The 18256-nt window shown below is 56.1% G+C and carries 18 protein-coding genes; 6 read left to right on the top strand and 12 right to left on the bottom strand.

What is annotated here, in order from left to right; all coding sequences use genetic code 11:
• Positions 1–20: 20 nt before the first annotated feature.
• The 6 genes from kdsA to hemA are packed head-to-tail and all read right to left on the bottom strand — an operon-like array spanning position 21 to position 5343.
• Positions 21–875, bottom strand: a complete 855-nt coding sequence (gene kdsA / locus FA92_RS06955) for a 3-deoxy-8-phosphooctulonate synthase (RefSeq protein WP_013357624.1) — start codon at positions 873–875, stop codon at positions 21–23.
• A gap of 25 nt (positions 876–900) precedes the next feature.
• A complete protein-coding gene (sirB1, locus tag FA92_RS06950) occupies positions 901–1710 on the bottom strand; it encodes an invasion regulator SirB1 (protein ID WP_033782875.1) in 810 nt (269 codons plus the stop codon).
• A 1-nt stretch (position 1711) separates the two neighbouring features.
• Positions 1712–2104 (bottom strand): SirB2 family protein, encoded by a 393-nt coding sequence (locus FA92_RS06945; RefSeq protein WP_013357622.1) that lies wholly within the window; start codon positions 2102–2104, stop codon positions 1712–1714.
• 23 nt (positions 2105–2127) lie between these two features.
• Positions 2128–2961, bottom strand: a complete 834-nt coding sequence (gene prmC / locus FA92_RS06940) for a peptide chain release factor N(5)-glutamine methyltransferase (protein ID WP_013357621.1) — start codon at positions 2959–2961, stop codon at positions 2128–2130.
• Entirely contained in the window at positions 2961–4043 is a 1083-nt protein-coding gene (gene prfA / locus FA92_RS06935; protein WP_033782874.1) for a peptide chain release factor 1, read from the bottom strand. The genes prmC and prfA overlap by 1 nt, the downstream gene beginning before the upstream one ends.
• 43 nt (positions 4044–4086) lie before the next feature.
• Positions 4087–5343, bottom strand: a complete 1257-nt coding sequence (gene hemA / locus FA92_RS06930; protein ID WP_013357619.1) for a glutamyl-tRNA reductase — start codon at positions 5341–5343, stop codon at positions 4087–4089.
• Positions 5344–5559: 216 nt separating this feature from the next.
• On the opposite strand from hemA, the gene lolB reads away from it, so the two are divergent.
• The 4 genes from lolB to FA92_RS06910 all read left to right on the top strand — a co-directional run bounded on the left by lolB (position 5560) and on the right by FA92_RS06910 (position 9484).
• Positions 5560–6183 (top strand): lipoprotein insertase outer membrane protein LolB, encoded by a 624-nt coding sequence (gene lolB, locus FA92_RS06925; RefSeq protein WP_033782873.1) that lies wholly within the window; start codon positions 5560–5562, stop codon positions 6181–6183.
• Positions 6180–7037: a 4-(cytidine 5'-diphospho)-2-C-methyl-D-erythritol kinase gene (ispE, locus tag FA92_RS06920; RefSeq protein ID WP_033782872.1), complete on the top strand. Its 858-nt coding sequence runs from the start codon at positions 6180–6182 to the stop codon at positions 7035–7037. Before lolB ends, ispE begins: the two co-directional genes overlap by 4 nt.
• 136 nt (positions 7038–7173) lie before the next feature.
• Entirely contained in the window at positions 7174–8121 is a 948-nt protein-coding gene (gene prs, locus FA92_RS06915) for a ribose-phosphate diphosphokinase (protein WP_003850825.1), read from the top strand.
• A 211-nt stretch (positions 8122–8332) separates the two neighbouring features.
• Entirely contained in the window at positions 8333–9484 is a 1152-nt protein-coding gene (locus FA92_RS06910) for a GGDEF domain-containing protein (protein ID WP_033782871.1), read from the top strand.
• On the opposite strand, the gene ychH is transcribed toward FA92_RS06910, so the two are convergent.
• Complete coding sequence (ychH, locus tag FA92_RS06905) at positions 9481–9756, bottom strand: stress-induced protein YchH (protein ID WP_033782870.1); 276 nt, start codon at positions 9754–9756, stop codon at positions 9481–9483. The genes FA92_RS06910 and ychH overlap by 4 nt on opposite strands.
• Before the next feature lie 255 nt (positions 9757–10011).
• Here ychH and pth point away from each other — a divergent pair, with 255 nt between their 5' ends.
• Both pth and ychF read left to right on the top strand, forming a co-directional pair.
• Positions 10012–10599 carry an aminoacyl-tRNA hydrolase gene (gene pth / locus FA92_RS06900; protein WP_033782869.1) on the top strand — a complete coding sequence of 196 codons (588 nt, stop codon included), beginning with the start codon at positions 10012–10014 and terminating at the stop codon, positions 10597–10599.
• A 108-nt stretch (positions 10600–10707) separates the two neighbouring features.
• A complete protein-coding gene (gene ychF / locus FA92_RS06895) occupies positions 10708–11799 on the top strand; it encodes a redox-regulated ATPase YchF (RefSeq protein ID WP_013357612.1) in 1092 nt (363 codons plus the stop codon).
• A gap of 171 nt (positions 11800–11970) precedes the next feature.
• Here ychF and FA92_RS06890 read toward each other — a convergent pair whose 3' ends face one another.
• The 5 genes from FA92_RS06890 to FA92_RS06870 form a co-directional block, all read right to left on the bottom strand.
• Positions 11971–12579, bottom strand: a complete 609-nt coding sequence (locus tag FA92_RS06890; protein ID WP_013357611.1) for an ANTAR domain-containing protein — start codon at positions 12577–12579, stop codon at positions 11971–11973.
• A complete protein-coding gene (locus tag FA92_RS06885) occupies positions 12576–13733 on the bottom strand; it encodes a transporter substrate-binding domain-containing protein (RefSeq protein WP_051926487.1) in 1158 nt (385 codons plus the stop codon). Before FA92_RS06885 ends, FA92_RS06890 begins: the two co-directional genes overlap by 4 nt.
• Before the next feature lie 43 nt (positions 13734–13776).
• The gene (locus FA92_RS06880) at positions 13777–15483 is read right to left on the bottom strand and encodes a nitrilase-related carbon-nitrogen hydrolase (RefSeq protein WP_033782868.1); all 1707 of its coding nucleotides are present in this window, start codon (positions 15481–15483) and stop codon (positions 13777–13779) included.
• Entirely contained in the window at positions 15483–16976 is a 1494-nt protein-coding gene (locus FA92_RS06875; protein WP_033782867.1) for a cytosine permease, read from the bottom strand. The genes FA92_RS06880 and FA92_RS06875 overlap by 1 nt, the downstream gene beginning before the upstream one ends.
• A 336-nt stretch (positions 16977–17312) precedes the next feature.
• A complete protein-coding gene (locus tag FA92_RS06870) occupies positions 17313–18221 on the bottom strand; it encodes a LysR family transcriptional regulator (RefSeq protein ID WP_033782866.1) in 909 nt (302 codons plus the stop codon).
• Between the last annotated feature and the right edge of the window lie 35 nt (positions 18222–18256).

The following is an 18256-nucleotide window of genomic DNA, read 5'->3' as shown; positions in this document are numbered from 1 at the left end:
CTCTTTTTTTTGCAGAAAACTTACTTGCTGGTATCGAGTTCCGGGAAGCTCTTCACCAGATCGTCAATCGCTTTCATCTGCACCAGGAACGGCTCAAGCTTATCCAGCGGCAGCGCGGATGGGCCATCACACAGGGCATGCTCCGGATCCGGGTGCGCTTCGATAAACAGACCGGCAATGCCGACCGCCATACCGGCACGCGCCAGCTCTGCCACCTGCGCACGACGACCGCCGGATGCTGCGCCAAACGGATCGCGCGTCTGCAGCGCATGGGTCACGTCGAAAATTACCGGGCTGTTTTTGGTGACTTTTTTCATCACGTTAAAGCCGAGCATGTCGACAACCAGATTGTCGTAGCCAAAGTTGCTGCCGCGATCGCACAGGATAACCTGCTCGTTGCCGCCTTCCGCGAACTTATCCACGATGTTACCCATCTGACCCGGGCTGACGAACTGTGGCTTCTTCACGTTGATGACCGCACCGGTTTTCGCCATCGCTTCCACCAGGTCAGTCTGACGCGCCAGGAAGGCCGGCAGCTGGATCACATCAACCACTTCGGAGACGGGCTGCGCCTGTGCCGCTTCATGGACATCAGTGATAATCTTCACGCCAAACGTCTGCTTCAGCTCCTGGAAAATCTTCATCCCCTCTTCCAGGCCTGGGCCACGGTAAGAGTGAATAGAGGAGCGGTTCGCTTTATCAAACGACGCCTTAAACACGTAAGGAATACCGAGTTTATTTGTCACGGTGACGTAGTGCTCGCAGATGCGCATCGCCAGCTCGCGCGACTCCAGCACGTTCATCCCGCCAAACAGAACAAATGGCAGATCGTTTGCAACGTTGATATCGCCAATACTCACGACTTTCTGTGTCATGCCCTTTCCTTTTCAGTGGGTCCGCTTAGTGCAGCGTGACCTGTTTTTGTTCGATTGCGTGAATCTGAACTTTGATCATTTCGCTGACCGGGTCTTCAGGACACTGCTCAACGAAATAGTTTAAATCACTCAGGGCGATATGTTCGCACTCCAGCTGCGCGTAGATCAAACCGCGATCGCGGATTTCATAGGGATCATCCGGATCGATACGCAACAGCACCTGACTGACGTTCAGCGCCAGCTCCATCTTCTGCTCTTCCATCAACGCCGCTTTCAGCGTGTCGAGCATCTTGCGCATCACGGTGACGGTTTTGGCTTCGTCGAGATCATCGTCATACAGACGCGCGGTGGGGCTGATATTGCCTTTCAGCCACACTTCCAGCGTATGCCGGTCAAGGGTTTCACCATTGAACGGGTTGATTATCCACTTATCGCCATCAATCCAGTCGGCGCGCAGAATCAGCTGCGTCGGGAAGATCACCGGCATCAGCGGCAGTTCCAGCTCGGCGGCGATGTGCAGCAGAATCACGCCCAGTGACACGGCGGTGCCCTGACGGGTCTTTAAGACATTGTCGATCCAGAGCGCATCAGAAAGTTTATAGACGCCGCTGGCGCCGCAAAATCCCCACTGGCGATAAAACAGCTCCAGCAGCTTTTCCAGCTGCATGTCAGCATCTTCGATGTCGCTGACATAGTCACGCGCTTCGGCGACTAACGCCGCAAGCTGCGCTTCCACCGACACCGCCGGGAAATCGGCGCGGATGGCAAGCGTGGCACCAATCACCGCTTCACACAGCGGTGTCTGGCTGAAATCTAATTGTTCGGTCGAGGTCATGCTATCCCCATAACGGCATTTTGGTCAGCGCCAGCGTAATGATGGTCACCAGGGCGATTAACGCCACCAGAAAAGCGATCCAGCGGGTGCGATCAGTGCGTGGACGGCGACTCAATGCCACAAATCCTAAGGCGATGTAGATGATAACCGCTAAAAGCTTCTCCGTCAGCCAGCTTCCTTGTGGCGTGAAGGGATAGAAGTGGGTAATCACCACCAGCAGGACGCCGGTCACCAGTAACAGGGTATCGTTAACGTGCGGCAGAATGCGGACCCAGCGTTTTGTCATCATCGCCGAACCACGGCGCAGCCAGTAAAACCGCAGCAGGAACAGCGTCACGGTAAGCACGACCGTTAAGATATGCAGATTTTTAATCAGGGGATAAAAAGCAAACATCATGAATCCTTTTCAAAGCGCTTTTATGAAGGGAACTGACCCAGCGTCACACGCGGATTACCGCCGTAATCCCTGACGGTTTCAACGGCGTGATAGCCATTATTCTGCATCAGCGTGGCCACCGCCTCACCCTGCTGCCAGCCATGTTCCAGCAGCAGCCAGCCACCCGGCAGCAGCCACGCGGGCGCCTGCTCAATCAGCGTGCGCAGATCGGCCAGCCCCGCTTCATCCGCCACCAGTGCGCTGCGCGGTTCGAAACGCACGTCGCCCTGCTCCAGATGCGTGTCGCTGGCATCAATATAGGGTGGATTGCTGACGATGAGCGTAAAGTGCTGCGGCGTCAGCGCCTGAAACCAGTGACTGAGCAGAAAGGTGGTATTAGAGAGGTTGAGCTGTTCTGCATTGCTGCCTGCCAGCTCAACGGCGGCTTCAATGCGATCCACGCCGGTCACCTGACAGTCGGGCCGCTCGCTGGCCAGCGCCAGCGCAATCGCCCCGGTGCCGGTGCCCATATCCAGAATGGTCGAGGGAGTCGCGGGCAGATGCGCCAGCGCCTGCTCAACCAGCAGTTCGGTATCCGGGCGCGGGATCAGCGTGGCGTCACTGACACGTAACGGCAGCGACCAGAACTCACGCTCGCCTACCAGATGCGCCACCGGTTCACCCCGGGCACGTCGCGCCAGCAGGCTGTCCAGCTGGGCGAGTTGCGCATCGCTGAGCGCCGTTTCATCAAAGGCAATTAACCAGCTGCGCGATTTGCCGGTCACGAAACCCAACAGGATCTCTGCGTCACGCTTCGGACTGTCACCCCCGCACAACGTGGCGACAGCCTGTTTCAGCCAGTGACGAATATCCATTAGTCCTGACCAGCCAGCGCTGCCAGCTGATCCGCCTGGTACTCCTGCACAATCGGCTCAATCAGGCTGTCGAGTTTGCCTTCCATCACTTCGTCCAGACGGTAGATTGTCAGGTTGATGCGGTGGTCAGTCACGCGGCCCTGCGGGAAGTTATAGGTACGGTTACGGTCAGAACGATCGCCGCTGCCCAGCAGGTTGCGGCGGGTACTGGCTTCGGCGGCGTGACGGCGGGCCATCTCTGCCGCGTGAATACGGGAACCCAGCACCGCCAGCGCTTTGGCTTTGTTTTTATGCTGTGAACGTTCGTCCTGACACTCCACCACGATGCCGGTTGGCAGGTGGGTAATACGGATCGCGGAGTCGGTGGTGTTTACGTGCTGACCGCCTGCGCCGGATGAGCGGAAGGTGTCGATCTTCAGATCGCCAGCGTTGATTTCCGGCAGTTCCGCTTCCGGAATTTCCGGCATCACGGCAACGGTGCAGGCTGAAGTATGAATACGGCCCTGTGATTCGGTCTCCGGCACGCGCTGCACGCGGTGTCCGCCTGATTCGAACTTCATGCGGCCATAGGCACCGTCGCCGGTGACGCGGGCAATCACTTCTTTGTAACCGCCATGCTCGCCTTCGTTGGCGCTGACGATCTCCACCCGCCAGCGACGCGCTTCGGCATAGCGGCTGTACATGCGGAACAGATCGCCGGCGAAGATCGCGGCTTCATCACCGCCCGTTCCGGCGCGCACTTCAATAAAACAGGCGCGCTCATCGTCGGGATCTTTCGGCAGTAACAGCACCTGTAACTGCTGTTCCAGCACTTCACTCTTCTCACGCGCTTCCTGCAACTCTTCCTGCGCCATATCGCGCATTTCAGGATCGTCGAGCATCTGCTGCGCCGTTTCGATATCTTCCTGAACCTGCTGCCAGTCGCGGAAGCAACGGGTCACATCGGTCAGTTGAGCATATTCGCGTGACAGCGCACGGAAACGCTCCTGATCGGCGATCACGCCAGCATCGCCCAGCATCGCTTCCACTTCTTCGTGGCGCTCCTGCAGGGCTTCCAGTTTGGCAACTATAGAGGTTTTCATTTAAATGTGGGATTCCCGTAAACAGGTGGCGACAGCGGTGCGCCTAATCGAGACCCAGGCTGTCGCGTAAAATCTGCAGGCGTTCATTATCGCCATCGCGGGCGGCCTGCTGAAGTGATTTGGTTGGAGCGTGTATTAAACGGTTGGTCAGCTTGTGCGCCAGTTCCTGCATGACTTTTTGCGGATCGGCACCCTGCTGCAGCGCCTGCAGCGCACGGCCTTCCAGCTCAGCACGGATATCCTCCGCCTGAGAACGATATTCACGGATGGTATTCACCGCGCCCTGTGAGCGCAGCCACGCCATGAACTCGCTGCTTTCCTGAACCACGATGCTTTCGGCCTGAACCGCGGCCGCTTTGCGCTGTGCCAGGTTCTGCTCGATGATCGCCTGCAGGTCATCCACGCTGTAGAGATAGGCGTTAGGCAGATCGCCGACTTCCGGCTCCACGTCGCGTGGCACCGCAATATCGACCAGCAGCATGGGTTTGTTACGTCGCGCTTTCAGAGCGCGTTCCATCATCCCCTTGCCGATAATCGGTAGCGGACTGGAGGTTGAGGAGATAATAATGTCGGCTTCGGCCAGGCGGGCATCGATCTCCGCCAGCGTAATCACCTCTGCCCCAACTTCCGACGCCAGCGCTTCGGCACGCTCGCGGGTGCGGTTGGCAATGATCAGATTTTTGACCTGATGTTCACGCAGATGACGTGCCACCAGCTCAATGGTTTCACCCGCGCCAACCAGCAGCACATTAACGGAGGAGAGGGATTCGAAGATCTGACGGGCCAGCGTACAGGCGGCAAAGGCCACTGACACCGCGTTGGCACCGATATCGGTTTCCGTGCGCACGCGTTTGGCGACAGAGAAGGTTTTCTGGAACATGCGTTCCAGTTCACTGCTCAGCGCATGACCACGTGAGGAGTCGGCAAACGCTTTTTTTACCTGACCGAGGATCTGAGGTTCGCCCAGCACCAGTGAATCAAGTCCGCTGGCGACGCGCATCAGGTGGCTGACCGCCTCGTTATCCTGATGCCAGTAGAGGCTGTTGCGTACATCCTCTTCATCCAGCTGATGATAATTGCATAACCAGCTCACCAGACGCGCCTGTAAATCGGCCTGCTGCTCTACACTCAGGTAGAGTTCCGTCCGGTTACAGGTGGACAACACCACGCCGCTCTGCACCATTGGCTGTGATAACAGGCTGTTCAGCGCCTGCTCAAGCGTCTCCGGCCCGAACGAAACGCGTTCACGCAGAGCAATGGGGGCAGTCTTGTGGTTGATTCCGAGAGCGAGCAGCGTCATGGCGATTTTGGTTGGGATGTCCCAATAATGTCAGGGTTTTGTGAGGCGCATTCTACAAGATGCGGCAGATCAAGAAAAGCCATACAAAGGCTATGACTGTAATAAGATTAACCTGTTCGTGCTCAATTTGCTGCATAACAGCATTGACGGTTAAAACCGGGACGGTTAGCGTTATCCGTTACGAATAATAAATGTGTCCGAGGAGATGACCACTTGATGCTTAATTCACCACGCAATCTGTTGCGCCTTTTGCCCCTTGCCAGCGTGCTGCTGGCGGCCTGTAGCGTCAACAAACCGCAAGGTCCCGGCCCCAGCGTTACCGCGCCACAGTGGCAACAGCATCAGCAGGCGGTCTCAAAGGTCACGCACTACCAGACCCGCGGCGCCTTTGCCTACCTCTCTGACAAGCAGAAAGTCTACGCCCGCTTCAACTGGCAACAGACCGCGCCCGATCGCTATCGCCTGCTGCTGACCAATCCGCTCGGCAGCACCGAACTGCAGCTTGATGCGCAGGGCTCAGTGGTGCAGATCGTCGATAACAAAGGCAAGCGCTACGTCAGCAACGATGCGCAGAAAATGATCTCACAGCTGACCGGCATGAACATTCCTTTGGCGAATCTGCGTCAGTGGATGATGGGTCTGCCGGGCGATGCCACGGATTATAAGCTTAACGATAGCTATCAGCTGAGCAGCCTCAACTACAGCCGCGACGGTCAGAACTGGCAGGTTTCGATTGCGGGCTACGACAGCAAGGTTACCCCGCCGCTGCCGTCCAGCCTGGAGCTGAAAGAGGGTGACCAGCGGATTAAACTGCGTATGGACGGCTGGACCGTTCAATGATCACCCACTGGCCTGCCCCGGCAAAACTGAATCTTTTTCTCTACATCACTGGCCGTCGTCCCGACGGCTACCACAACCTGCAGACGCTGTTTCAGTTTCTCGACTACGGTGATGAACTGCAGATTAGTGTCGATCACAGCGATTCTGTTCAGCTGTTAACGCCGGTGCCGGGCGTGGCGGATGCGGACAACCTGATTGTGCGCGCTGCGAACATGCTGAAACAGGCGGCACAGGATAACCATCGCCTGCCCGCACGCGCGGGCGCGCAGATTGCTATTGAGAAAAGGCTGCCTATGGGCGGCGGCATCGGTGGCGGCTCTTCTGATGCGGCGACTGTGCTGGTGGCGCTGAATCATCTGTGGCAAACCGGCTTCACACCGGGTGAGCTGGCGGCAATCGGCGTGCAGCTGGGCGCGGATGTACCGGTCTTTGTGCATGGCTTTGCGGCCTTTGCAGAGGGTGTGGGTGAAAAACTTCAGCCCGCATCGCCGGAAGAAAAGTGGTATCTTGTCGCCCATCCCGGTGTGAACATCAGTACTCCCGTGGTATTCAACGACCCCGGGCTGACGCGGGATACGCCATCGCGCAGTTTATCGACGCTTTTAGCCTTACCCTTCACCAATGATTGTGAAGCAGTGGTAAGAAAACGTTTTCGTGAGGTTGATGCGCTTGTTTCCTGGCTGCTAGAATACGCGCCGTCACGCCTGACTGGCACAGGCGCTTGTGTGTTTGCTGAATTTGACACCGAGTCCGCCGCCCGCCAGGTGCTGGAGCTTGCCCCGAATGGGGTGCGCGGATTTGTAGCCCGAGGCGTTAATGTCTCGCCGCTACAGCGTACCCTGCGAGGCGATTAGCGAATGCGTGACAGTGTCACCCCGTTCCAGACACTGCACGTTTCGCATTAACACACCCGTGTGAACGTCTATGACCGTACGCGCCGGTTACAGTCATGCCGTTCATTCTCTGGACGCAAAGCCTGAGGTTCTTCTCGTGCCTGATATGAAGCTATTTGCTGGTAACGCCACCCCGGAACTAGCACAACGTATTGCCAATCGCCTTTACACCAGCCTGGGAGACGCCGCTGTAGGCCGTTTCAGTGATGGTGAAGTGAGCGTACAGATTAATGAAAATGTACGCGGTGGTGATATTTTCATCATCCAGTCCACCTGTGCTCCCACCAACGATAATCTGATGGAACTGGTTGTGATGGTCGACGCGCTGCGTCGTGCTTCTGCTGGTCGTATTACCGCAGTCATCCCCTACTTTGGTTATGCACGTCAGGACCGCCGCGTGCGTTCCGCGCGTGTGCCTATCACCGCTAAAGTAGTGGCAGACTTCCTTTCCAGCGTCGGTGTTGACCGTGTTCTTACGGTTGACCTGCACGCCGAGCAGATCCAGGGCTTCTTCGACGTCCCGGTTGATAACGTATTTGGCAGCCCGATCCTGCTGGAAGATATGATGCAGATCGGTCTGGAAAACCCGATTGTTGTTTCTCCCGATATTGGTGGCGTAGTACGTGCCCGTGCTATCGCTAAACTGCTGAACGACACCGATATGGCTATCATCGATAAACGCCGCCCTCGCGCGAACGTTTCTCAGGTGATGCACATTATCGGTGACGTTGCTGGCCGCGACTGCGTGCTGGTCGACGATATGATCGACACCGGCGGCACGCTGTGCAAAGCGGCTGAAGCGCTGAAAGAACGTGGTGCCAAACGCGTATTTGCTTACGCGACGCACCCGATCTTCTCCGGCAATGCGGTTGAAAACCTGCGTAAATCTGTACTCGACCAGGTCATCGTCTGCGATACCATCCCGCTTTCTGACGAGATTAAGTCACTGCCGAATGTGCGCACGCTGACCTTATCTGGCATGCTGGCCGAAGCGATTCGCCGCATCAGTAACGAAGAATCGATCTCGGCGATGTTCGAGCATTAATCTTCGCGGAACCGGGCCCTGTGCCCGGTTTTTTTATCTCTGCCGTATGGATTAACGCGCTTTTTTTTCTGACTTTTCCCCGATAAATTTCCTTTTAATCCCCTATTTTCAACGCCTCCCACTCTTTTACTAAAACGCGATGCTCCCCTGCTTCTGCCGTTAAGCGTTAAGTGGTAATTTGCTGCGCATTTCCCATCAGAATTCAGCCACCATGAGCCTCGATATCTACACATTGTTTGTCTGCGAGCTCTATGTACTGGGGTTTCTGAGCATCATTATGGTTTTTGCCTGGGTGGGGTCGCACTATGACCGCGTTCTAGGCTTCACCTGCCTGTCACTGATTTTCACCCTGATTGCCGTATTCTTAAGCAGTCTGCGCAGCAGCGGCCTGCATTTTCTGCCGGTTGCAGTGGGCAATGTGTTAGTGATGCTCGCTTATGGCGGATTATTAAATGCGTTCCGGCGCTTCTGCGGTAAACCTATCGGCACGCACTGGCTACTGGGTGCTCTGCTCTGGGCACTCCTCTGCTGCTTTCCGGCGTTTTATTACAGCTTACCCAAACGGGTACTGGTATTGTGTATCGCCTGCGTTGCTTATACTGCCGCACTGATCCAGCTGGTCTGGCAGGCGCGAGACACGCTGAAAGCCACATTCTGGCCTGCCCAGTTGCTGTTGTGGATCCACCTGCTGTTTCATCTGGCGCGCCTGTTTCTGGATAGCGCCATTCCCAGTACACAACCTGGGGCGATTGGCGGATCGGACTTCTCGGTTTACGTGATTCTGGAATCCATTCTGTTTGTCATCGGCCTGACGTTTACCATTCTGGCCATGGTAAATGAGCGGATGCAGATCGCGTTAAAACACACTTCCCTGCACGATCCGCTGACCAGCGTCTGGAATCGCCGCGCCCTATTTGCTGAAGCGGAGAAAATTGTGGCGCGCTGCCGCCGTCAGAACCGGCCGTTCAGCGCGATACTGTTCGACCTCGATCATTTTAAAAGCATCAACGATCGGTATGGCCATCATCAGGGCGACCAGATTTTGATTCACTTTTGCGAAATTGTCAGAGGATTGATACCGGCTGAGGGGCGTTTTGCACGACTGGGCGGCGAAGAGTTTGCGGCCATCATTCCGGCTGGAGCACGGGATGCAGAAACGTGGTGTGAGGCGATCCGGCTGGCAGTCTGTGCGTCGCAACCCAATGAAATTGCCTGGTCGGTCAGCATTGGCTTTGCCACGGTCACGCACGGCCAGCAGGATTTTGAGAGTTTACTGGCGCTTGCTGATGCGGCGCTCTATCACGCCAAAGCCAGTGGCCGGAACTGCACAGCGCAGCATCCGGTCCCGGCAGCCATCAGTTAGTGGTGGGAATTGTGTGACCGGTGGCAGCGCTTGTCATAGTGACGCAGCCAGTAATAGCGATCTTCAATTTTTTCACGGCCACTGATACGCGCGCCCACCAGCCACATCAGTGCGCCAATAAAGATGCTTAGAATGGCACCCTGCGCCAGAAACTGCGGCAAATCGAGTGACGGCAGCTGGTTCATGATTGAAAACCCAACACCCAGCACCATTGTGACTAATCCCAGTACCATCAAGCTGTTACCCGCTACGCGGCAGTGTTGATGTTTCATGCTGCACCTCCATCCATATGAGTTAATAACCGCACACAATGTTAAGTGCCATAAGTTTAGGCAATGGCTGGGGTCCACGTTGCGGACTGGATCACACATCAGCTATAAAGAATGACCTGGCCCTGAATGCAGCCTGTTGATTTAGATAGAAAATGATTAATCACCGTTCTGAACCATTTCAATGCTTGTGCTTTGTCATCTCGCCTGTGGCGAAGTAAACTAACGCCCTTTCGCGATAACAGCAGGATAATCATTGTGAGCAGCATTAAACTGATTGTGGGACTGGCCAATCCGGGCGCTGAATATGCCGCCACACGCCACAATGCGGGTGCCTGGTATCTGGATCTACTGGCTGAACGCCACAATCAGTCACTGAAAGAGGAAAGCAAATTCTATGGCTACACTGCACGCATGGCGATAGCCGGCGAGGATGTACGCCTGCTGGTGCCGACCACCTTTATGAACCTGAGCGGTAAAGCGGTGGCGGCAATGGCGACCTTTTATCGCATCACGCCAGAAGAGATTCTGGTGGCGCACGATGAACTCGATTTGCCGCCCGGTGTGGCGAAGTTCAAGCAGGGCGGCGGCCATGGCGGCCATAACGGCCTGAAAGACATCATCAGCAAGCTGGGCAACAACAATAATTTCCATCGGCTGCGCATCGGTATCGGGCATCCCGGCGATCGCAACAAGGTGACCGGATTTGTGCTGGGCAAGCCGCCCGCCAGCGAGCAGAAGCTGATTGATGATGCCATTGATGAGGCGGCGCGCTGCACCGAACTGTGGCTGAAAGAGGATCGCATCAAGGCAATGAACCGGCTGCACGCCTTCAGGCCTGCTTAAACGCCCGAATCGTCGTGATTCCGTGTATAATGCGCGAAATTTTTCCATTCGTCTCCGACAGTCCGCCCACTGGCGCGCTGTCCATCCAGTTATAAAGGGTATCAAACCATGGGATTCAAATGCGGTATCGTGGGCCTGCCGAACGTCGGTAAATCCACTCTGTTTAACGCGCTGACTAAAGCGGGCATCGAAGCGGCTAACTTCCCGTTCTGTACCATTGAGCCAAACACCGGCGTGGTACCCATGCCTGACCTGCGTCTCGACCAGCTTTCTGAGATTGTTAAACCACAGCGCGTGGTACCGACTACCATGGAATTCGTCGATATCGCGGGCCTGGTAAAAGGGGCGTCCAAAGGTGAAGGCCTGGGTAACCAGTTCCTGACCAACATCCGCGAAACCGAAGCGATCGGCCACGTGGTGCGCTGCTTTGAAAACGACAACATCATCCACGTGGCGGGTAAAGTGAACCCGGCGGAAGATATTGACGTCATCAACACCGAACTAGCACTGTCCGATCTTGAAACCTGTGAACGTGCGATTCAGCGTGTGCAGAAGAAAGCCAAAGGCGGCGATAAAGATGCCAAAGCCGAGCTGGCTGCGCTGGAGAAGTGCCTGCCGCATCTTTCTGAAGCGGGCATGCTGCGTTCACTGGATCTGGATGCCGACGACAAAGCGGCCATCCGCTACCTGAGCTTCCTGACCCTGAAACCAACGATGTACATTGCCAACGTCAATGAAGATGGTTTCGAGAACAACCCGTATCTGGATCAGGTGCGTGCGATTGCTGAAGCAGAAGGTTCAGTCGTCGTGCCGGTGTGCGCCGCCGTTGAGTCGGACATTGCCGAGCTGGAAGATGAAGATCGTGAAGAGTTCATGGCGGAGCTGGGACTGGAAGAGCCTGGCCTGAACCGCGTTATCCGCGCCGGTTACTCGCTGCTGAACCTGCAGACCTACTTCACCGCTGGCGTGAAAGAAGTGCGTGCCTGGACCATCCCGGTTGGCGCCACTGCTCCACAGGCAGCCGGTAAAATCCACACCGATTTCGAGAAAGGCTTTATCCGCGCCCAGACCATCGCGTTTGAAGACTTTATCGCCTACAAAGGCGAGCAAGGCGCGAAAGAAGCCGGCAAGATGCGTTCAGAAGGTAAAGAGTACATCGTGAAAGATGGTGATGTGATGAACTTCCTGTTTAACGTCTGATTTGCTGATTGTCTCATGAGGTTTCGCTGAATCTCATAACAACGCAAAAACCCTATAAAAATCCACGCAATTGCGTGGATTTTTTATTTCACAGCGTCCCAATATCTCTCGCAACAACGCACTCAAAGATGCGTATGAAAAACAGTACAGCCTCCGGTTAAACAATGCCCATTACTCCGTCAGCATTGACCTCAGCCGGTTGATCCAGGACTCCGTATCGTTCAGCAACGCACAACTGAGATTTTCAATGGTCATGTGTTGCGCCATTGAAGCGCGGCGCAGCAGGCTGTAAGCATCGTCCTCCTCAAGCCGTAGCGCAGACATTACCCGGAGTTGCGCGGAAAACAGAAACCGGCGAGCCCTAAGACGCTCCTCCTGCCGCCGGAGCTGCGCTTCGAGCTGGTGGATCTGTGCGGCATGAGTAAGCGCCAGGGTAAACGCAGTCATCACACCGTCAAAGCGCACGGGTTTGCGCATGTAGCTGTCGATCTTCTGTTCGGCAATCCACTGTAGTCGTGATGGCGTTTCAATGGCAGTCAGCGCAATCTTTGGCAGCGCGGGCCAGGGGAGCGGGTTTGTGGGGTGAAACAGGGTAGAGTTATCGCCATCGAACACCAGCAGCTGCTGGTCAGCCAGCTGGTTCTCATCCGGAAACACTGCACAGAACAGGCCTTCTATCCCTATGCGGCTAAACTGCTGCGCCAGATGGTGGTTATCACGGTCAGAACAGCCGATCACACACACCTTTAATCCGCGCATCTGCACGTTTTTTCGGCTCATTCGCCACCTCCATGCGGCGTAAGACTCGCGAGGTCCACCCAGGCCAGCCAGGGATCGGGTTCCACCGGCGCATCAGCCTGCCAGAAACTCTCCAGCCTGCCGTTGTGGCAACGCGCCAGATGCGGGGTCAGCCAGCAGTGATTATTTCCGGCGTTAAGGCGGATCCGCCCGGCTGGCGAATCCATTTCATCCAGCAATACCGCATCGCGTACACCTTCAACGTCATCATTGCCGTGGCGCGCAATGGCTCTCGCCAGCAAATGCCCGGCCAGCCAGGCACTCTCGCTGTCCACTGATGGCGAAACATGCTCACCAAAGCGCTGGTGATAGCTGCTGAGAAAACGCCGGTTGGCGGTGTTGTCTATCGACTGAAACCAGCTGGCAGAAACCAGGTATCCCTCTAACGCCTCTGCGCCAATCAACTGAACTTCCGGTTCACACAAGGTCAGGCTTAGCTTTAGCACCTCATTTAACCAGGGCTGCTGCTGGCAGGCCTGATGCCAGGCGCGGTAAAAACTGTAAGCGCTTTTACCGACCAGGGTATTCAGGAGGACTTTCGGGCGGCAGGCGATAATATCCGCGATTATCGTCTCGACATTTTCTTCGCCCATCGCCAGTAATTTGCTTTGCAGCACGCTGCCGCCCGCGGGGATCATGGCTTCACGGGTGATGCGATCCATCTCCCAGGACCAGACATAGTTCGAACCGATGTGATAGATCTCTGCCGCCTGCTGCTGTAAAAGCCAGCTCAGCATCGGCAAAATATGCTGATTAGGGGTGGCGCCCAGGTAAATCACGCTATTGCTGCTCTCAAACCCCTCATAGCGCGCGGAATGCCACAGCAGCGCGTTGGCACCCTCGATCAACGGCAGAATGGTCTTTCGCGCCGCGGACGTGTAGCAGCCGATCACATGACGCACGCCGTGGCGATAGAGTAAGTCGTGACAATATTCATAGTAGAGATCCAGCGAACCCTGCGGATCGCGGATCACAGGCGCAAGGGTAAACGGATGGGCGGGATTAGCGTTTATCTCCTCGATTGCCAGCAGGATGCCATTAAGCATCTCGCGCCCGATCACCGCATAATCGCCTGAAACAGAATAGAGAATACCAACCGGAATAACGCGTTTAGGCAGCAGCGGAGTGGCAGTCATAATAGCTCCTGAATCAACGCGGCCCGCAGGCCGCGTCTGTTTCTCAGCGCGGTGGTAGAGTAATCAGCGCAGTGTAGTAATGCGGCTGACGCATCAGCACCAGATCTTTACGTCTTACAACATGATCCGGGTAAGGAGTGCCGGCTGAACCCGTGGATATCTCCAGTACGGCCAGCCCTTTCTCACCGAGAGCTTTCGCTTCCTGACGCGGAAAAGCAAACGTGTCTGGGCCAAATATCCCGCTCAGGCCAAAGCTTTCACCCTCAGCGGCTGGCCAGTTAGCGAACGCCAGCCAGACATTATTCTCACCCGCCCGAACGCGCGGCAGAAGCCAGTGGTAAGGATCGGCACCGCGCGGAATCGGCCAGACATGGGGGATCGCCGTGCCCGCGTGCGCCATGGGAACGGGGGAATGAAGCTGCGCCGGACAGGCGATGATGTCACAGCCTTCCAGCGCCAGAATCCGTGCGGCTTCCGGCACCAGCAAATCTTCGCCCAGCAAAATACCGACGCGCCCGCACGGCAGATCGCATGTCACCCACTGATTGCCTGCGCTGGCCCACTGCCGATCCTGGTCGCTGACGTGAATCTGCCGATAGTGCGCACTCAATCCGCTACTGCTCACCAGTACCGCGCTGTTAAAGTACTGCTCCCCTTCCCGCTCGGCGAATCCCGCGAGCAGCGCGATATCCAGCTCTATCGCCAGCGCAATCAGCGCCTGCAGAGGTGCATCATCCAGCGTTAGCGCGAAGCGGCTACCGTCACTCCCGGTCAGCGCCCGCTCCGGCAACACCAGCAGTTCTGCGCCGCCCGATTTTGCCTGTTCGGCCTGGTGCCGAATCTGTTTCAGATTAGTACTTACATCGTTTTGCGGGCGAAACTGCGCCACCGCAATCCGGGACGCTTTGCCATCGGGCAGTGGATGACGTCCGTACAAGCCAAAAAAGTCCTTTGGATTCCAGAAGAACGTATTGGTCATCAAACGCTGATACAGCTCAGGCCGGCGCTTTTTCAGTTGCGAATTTTCCTCCGGAAGGGGTAATTCAGCGCGGAGTATCCGATCGCCGCTATCGCAACTGGCCAGCACATTGCCCTGGCTATCCACAATGCAACTGCCGCCGCTGAACTGCACACCCCGCTCCCATCCCCAGCGGTTACTTTCAATCAGCGCACAGCCATTCTCCCAGGCGCGCGTGAGCCAGTAAGGCGCAGGTGTACGTTCAGCCAGCCAGTTGCTGATGTGGCAGATAATGTGCGCGCAGCCCAGCGCGGCCAGCCGGGCGGTTTCAATAAAGTGAATATCCATACAGACCAACATCGCGATATTGCCAATCTCCGTCTGAAAGACCTGATGACCGCTATCACCATTCGCCGCCCATTTCGGTTCCGAAATATAGGGGTGGGTTTTACGGTGAACGCCGATTACGCCCTGTGGTCCGACCAGGATGGCGCTGTTATAGTAGAGGTCTGTGACCCTGTCCCGCTCCGGCATGCCGAAGACCAGAAAGCAGTTAAACTCACGCGCAATAGCAGCAAATGCCTGGCTGGTGGCGCCGTCTGCCGTTTCGACATAGGGGGCGACTTCCGCGCGATCCAGCCAGCAGTAACCGGTGGTGGCCATTTCCGGCATTACGATCAAACGTGCGCCATCCCGCGCGGCCTGGGTTACCAATGCCAACAGGCGAGTGACGTTCTCCTCTTTTCTGAACTGCGTGGGTTCAAACTGAATGGTTGCCACATTGATGCGCATTATTCTGCCTCCTTGCTCAGTAACGGATTAAACACCGGTTTCGGTCCCTGGTAAGCATCAGAGGGTTTCCAGTTGGTTTGCATATCCTCAGGGAACGTTTTGAAGTAATAGCTGCCGCGCGTTGCCACGCTGATCGCAACATGCAGCACAGGGCCAACCAGCATGGCAATAAACGAGGCGTACACCATCGGATAGAGGCCCAGCACGCCCGCCGCGCCGATGGCAACAGCGACGCACAACGCAATGACGCCGGACGGGTTCCACATACGCAGATACGCTTTGCGAAACTCCACAAAATCAGAGGGGGCAAGGTGCAGCACTTTGCGGCAGATAAAGTAATCCGCAAGGATTATAAATACCCAGGTGTTGGTGAGAATGCCGGTAATAGACAGGAAAGTGCCGGTGTACTGCAGGATATTGCAGATATAGAACACCACGCCCAGCAGCCAGACCAGCAACATCCACCACTGACGTCCCGGCCGATAGTTAAAGGCCATATCCATGGTATTCGACAGTGCAATCGAACCTGAGTAGAGATTCAGCACATTAATGCGGATCTGGGTAATCACCGCAAATAACACGCCGGTCAGCCCAATGATCAGCGGAAAGACAAAGCCCGGATCCAGCGCCAGCGACCAGACATCTCCGCCCTGAATATGCGGCATCAGGGTATAGGCTATAAAGGCGCCAAACAGCATGACTACGACAATCGGGATCAGCATCCCCAGCATGATCGTTGCGGTGCCTTTATGACTGATACCCGGGCGGGCAAAACGACCGTAATCGGTGGCCATCAGGCCCTGAAAAACAATCTGCCCGTTGGCCATATTCATGACCAGCCACAGGGCGTTACTGTCCACCTCCCCTTTTGGCTGCCAGCCGCTGAAGCTGACGGCCGGATAGTGGTGCGTTAACTGCCAGATACAAAAGCCAAACAGCACAATGAAAATGGGGACACCCCAGGTTTGCAGAAACTGCATTGATGACATGCCTTTCCAGACAAACCAGATGGCGGCCAGCCCCATCAGCGCAAAGATGGCGATACCGGTCGGGGAGTTGACCGGCACGCCCGCATAGTTGGCGATGGCGTGGGAAACAATGGTGCCTTCGAACAGGAAATAGAAGATGAAGTTTACCGCGTAAATCAGCGAGGTGACGGCGGAGCCCATATAGCCAAACCCCAGACCGCGCGTCATCAGATTGAGTGAAAGGCCCTCTTTGCTCGCCATCTTCATGATGCACGAGCCAATCAGGGTGGCGAACACCACCATATAACCTATCGGCAGCAGCAGCATTGGCCAGCCGACCTGGTAGCTCATGTCCGCGCCAAGGCTGAACCAGAACATGGCGGTAGAGTTGCCAAGCAACACCAGAATAATGGCCGGAATGGGCCAGCGATAGTGCGACGGCACGCGGCCAACCGCGTAATCCTCAACGGCCTCTGCTTCGGTAATATCCTGTGGCCCCTGAAACCATGCTTTCAACTTATTCATAGATTTACTCCAAAAAAAAGCCCCGCCGACAGCATTGCCGGTAGGGCTTCTTCGCCTGAAATCGATGTCGTGGAGTGGCGTGTCGCCACAGGCCGCTTACCAGGCTACGGTGCCTGTTCCTGCGCTGCAGGATGCGGTAACGATGAGAAAGCAATTACTGCGCCAACTGTTAAAACAGCGGAGGAAGGCGGTAAACCGGCGTGGTGAGGGGATTAACACGCTTGAAGTCAGTGCAGCGTGCACCATTGTGAAACAGACGCACTGCGCGTTATTTCATGACGTATCCGGGTTAAGAATGAATAAAATCTCAGGCAACCTGACAATGCAGACGCGGGTTCAGCCCTCCATAAACTGCGCCTCACACTGCCGGGCTATCTCCCACAGTCTGTTACGAATCACCTGCTTGAGTTGCAGCGTGGACTGCGACTGTGGCTGGTCACGACGGCTGATCAGCATCACTTCAAACGGCAGGGGCTGGGCGACGGGCAGCAGCTTTAGCTGATCGGCATAGCGACAGGCGGTGAAGAGATCCACGACGCCCACGCCACCGCCTGCCAGCACCATATCTGCAATGACCGAATAGGTTTTGATCGACAACGAAACGGCGGGATTCAGTTTCTTATCACGCAGCGCACGATGCAGGACGCGTCCAAGAGGATCCTGCGCCTGCATCATCAGTAAATTATTGTCGCATAACCATTGCAGCGTAACGGGTTCATGGCGGGGATGATGGCGCGGTAACAGCGCCACCATGGAAGACTGAAAAAGAGGTTCAGCCAGCAGATCCGCATCGACCTGCTGACCGAAGACCAGCGCGAAATCGAGCTGATTTTCCAGAATCATCTGGCATAAGGTACTGAAGTGCTCGGTGACCAGTTCGACACTGACCGAAGCCATCTGTTGCCGCCAGGTGACCAGCGCCGTGGCCATCACCATCTGACCAAACGCGTGAGCCGCGCCAACGCGGACTAACTGCCCTTCACCACGCCGCAGCTGTTCGGTGAGCTGGGTAATGGATTGCAGACGCTGGCAGAGATCGTCGATTTCAGGCAACAGGCGTCGCCCTTCTGCCGTCACACTCATACCCTGGATACGTCGCTCAAACAGCGCAAATCCCAGTTGCTGTTCAGCGTGATTCAGCACACGGCTGATATTCGGTTGCGACACATTCAGCAGGCGCGCCGCTGCGCTGATGCTGCCGGTCTGTACGATGGCCTGAAAGACCTCTATATGGCGGAGCCGCATGATGATTTATCCTGGATGGAATACCGGACCCGGAG

Source organism: Pantoea sp. 9140 (assembly GCF_000745295.1).
Taxonomy (GTDB): domain Bacteria; phylum Pseudomonadota; class Gammaproteobacteria; order Enterobacterales; family Enterobacteriaceae; genus Pantoea; species Pantoea vagans.
Note: the sequence above shows the minus strand (reverse complement) of the source record. Positions and strands in the feature narration are given on the sequence as shown.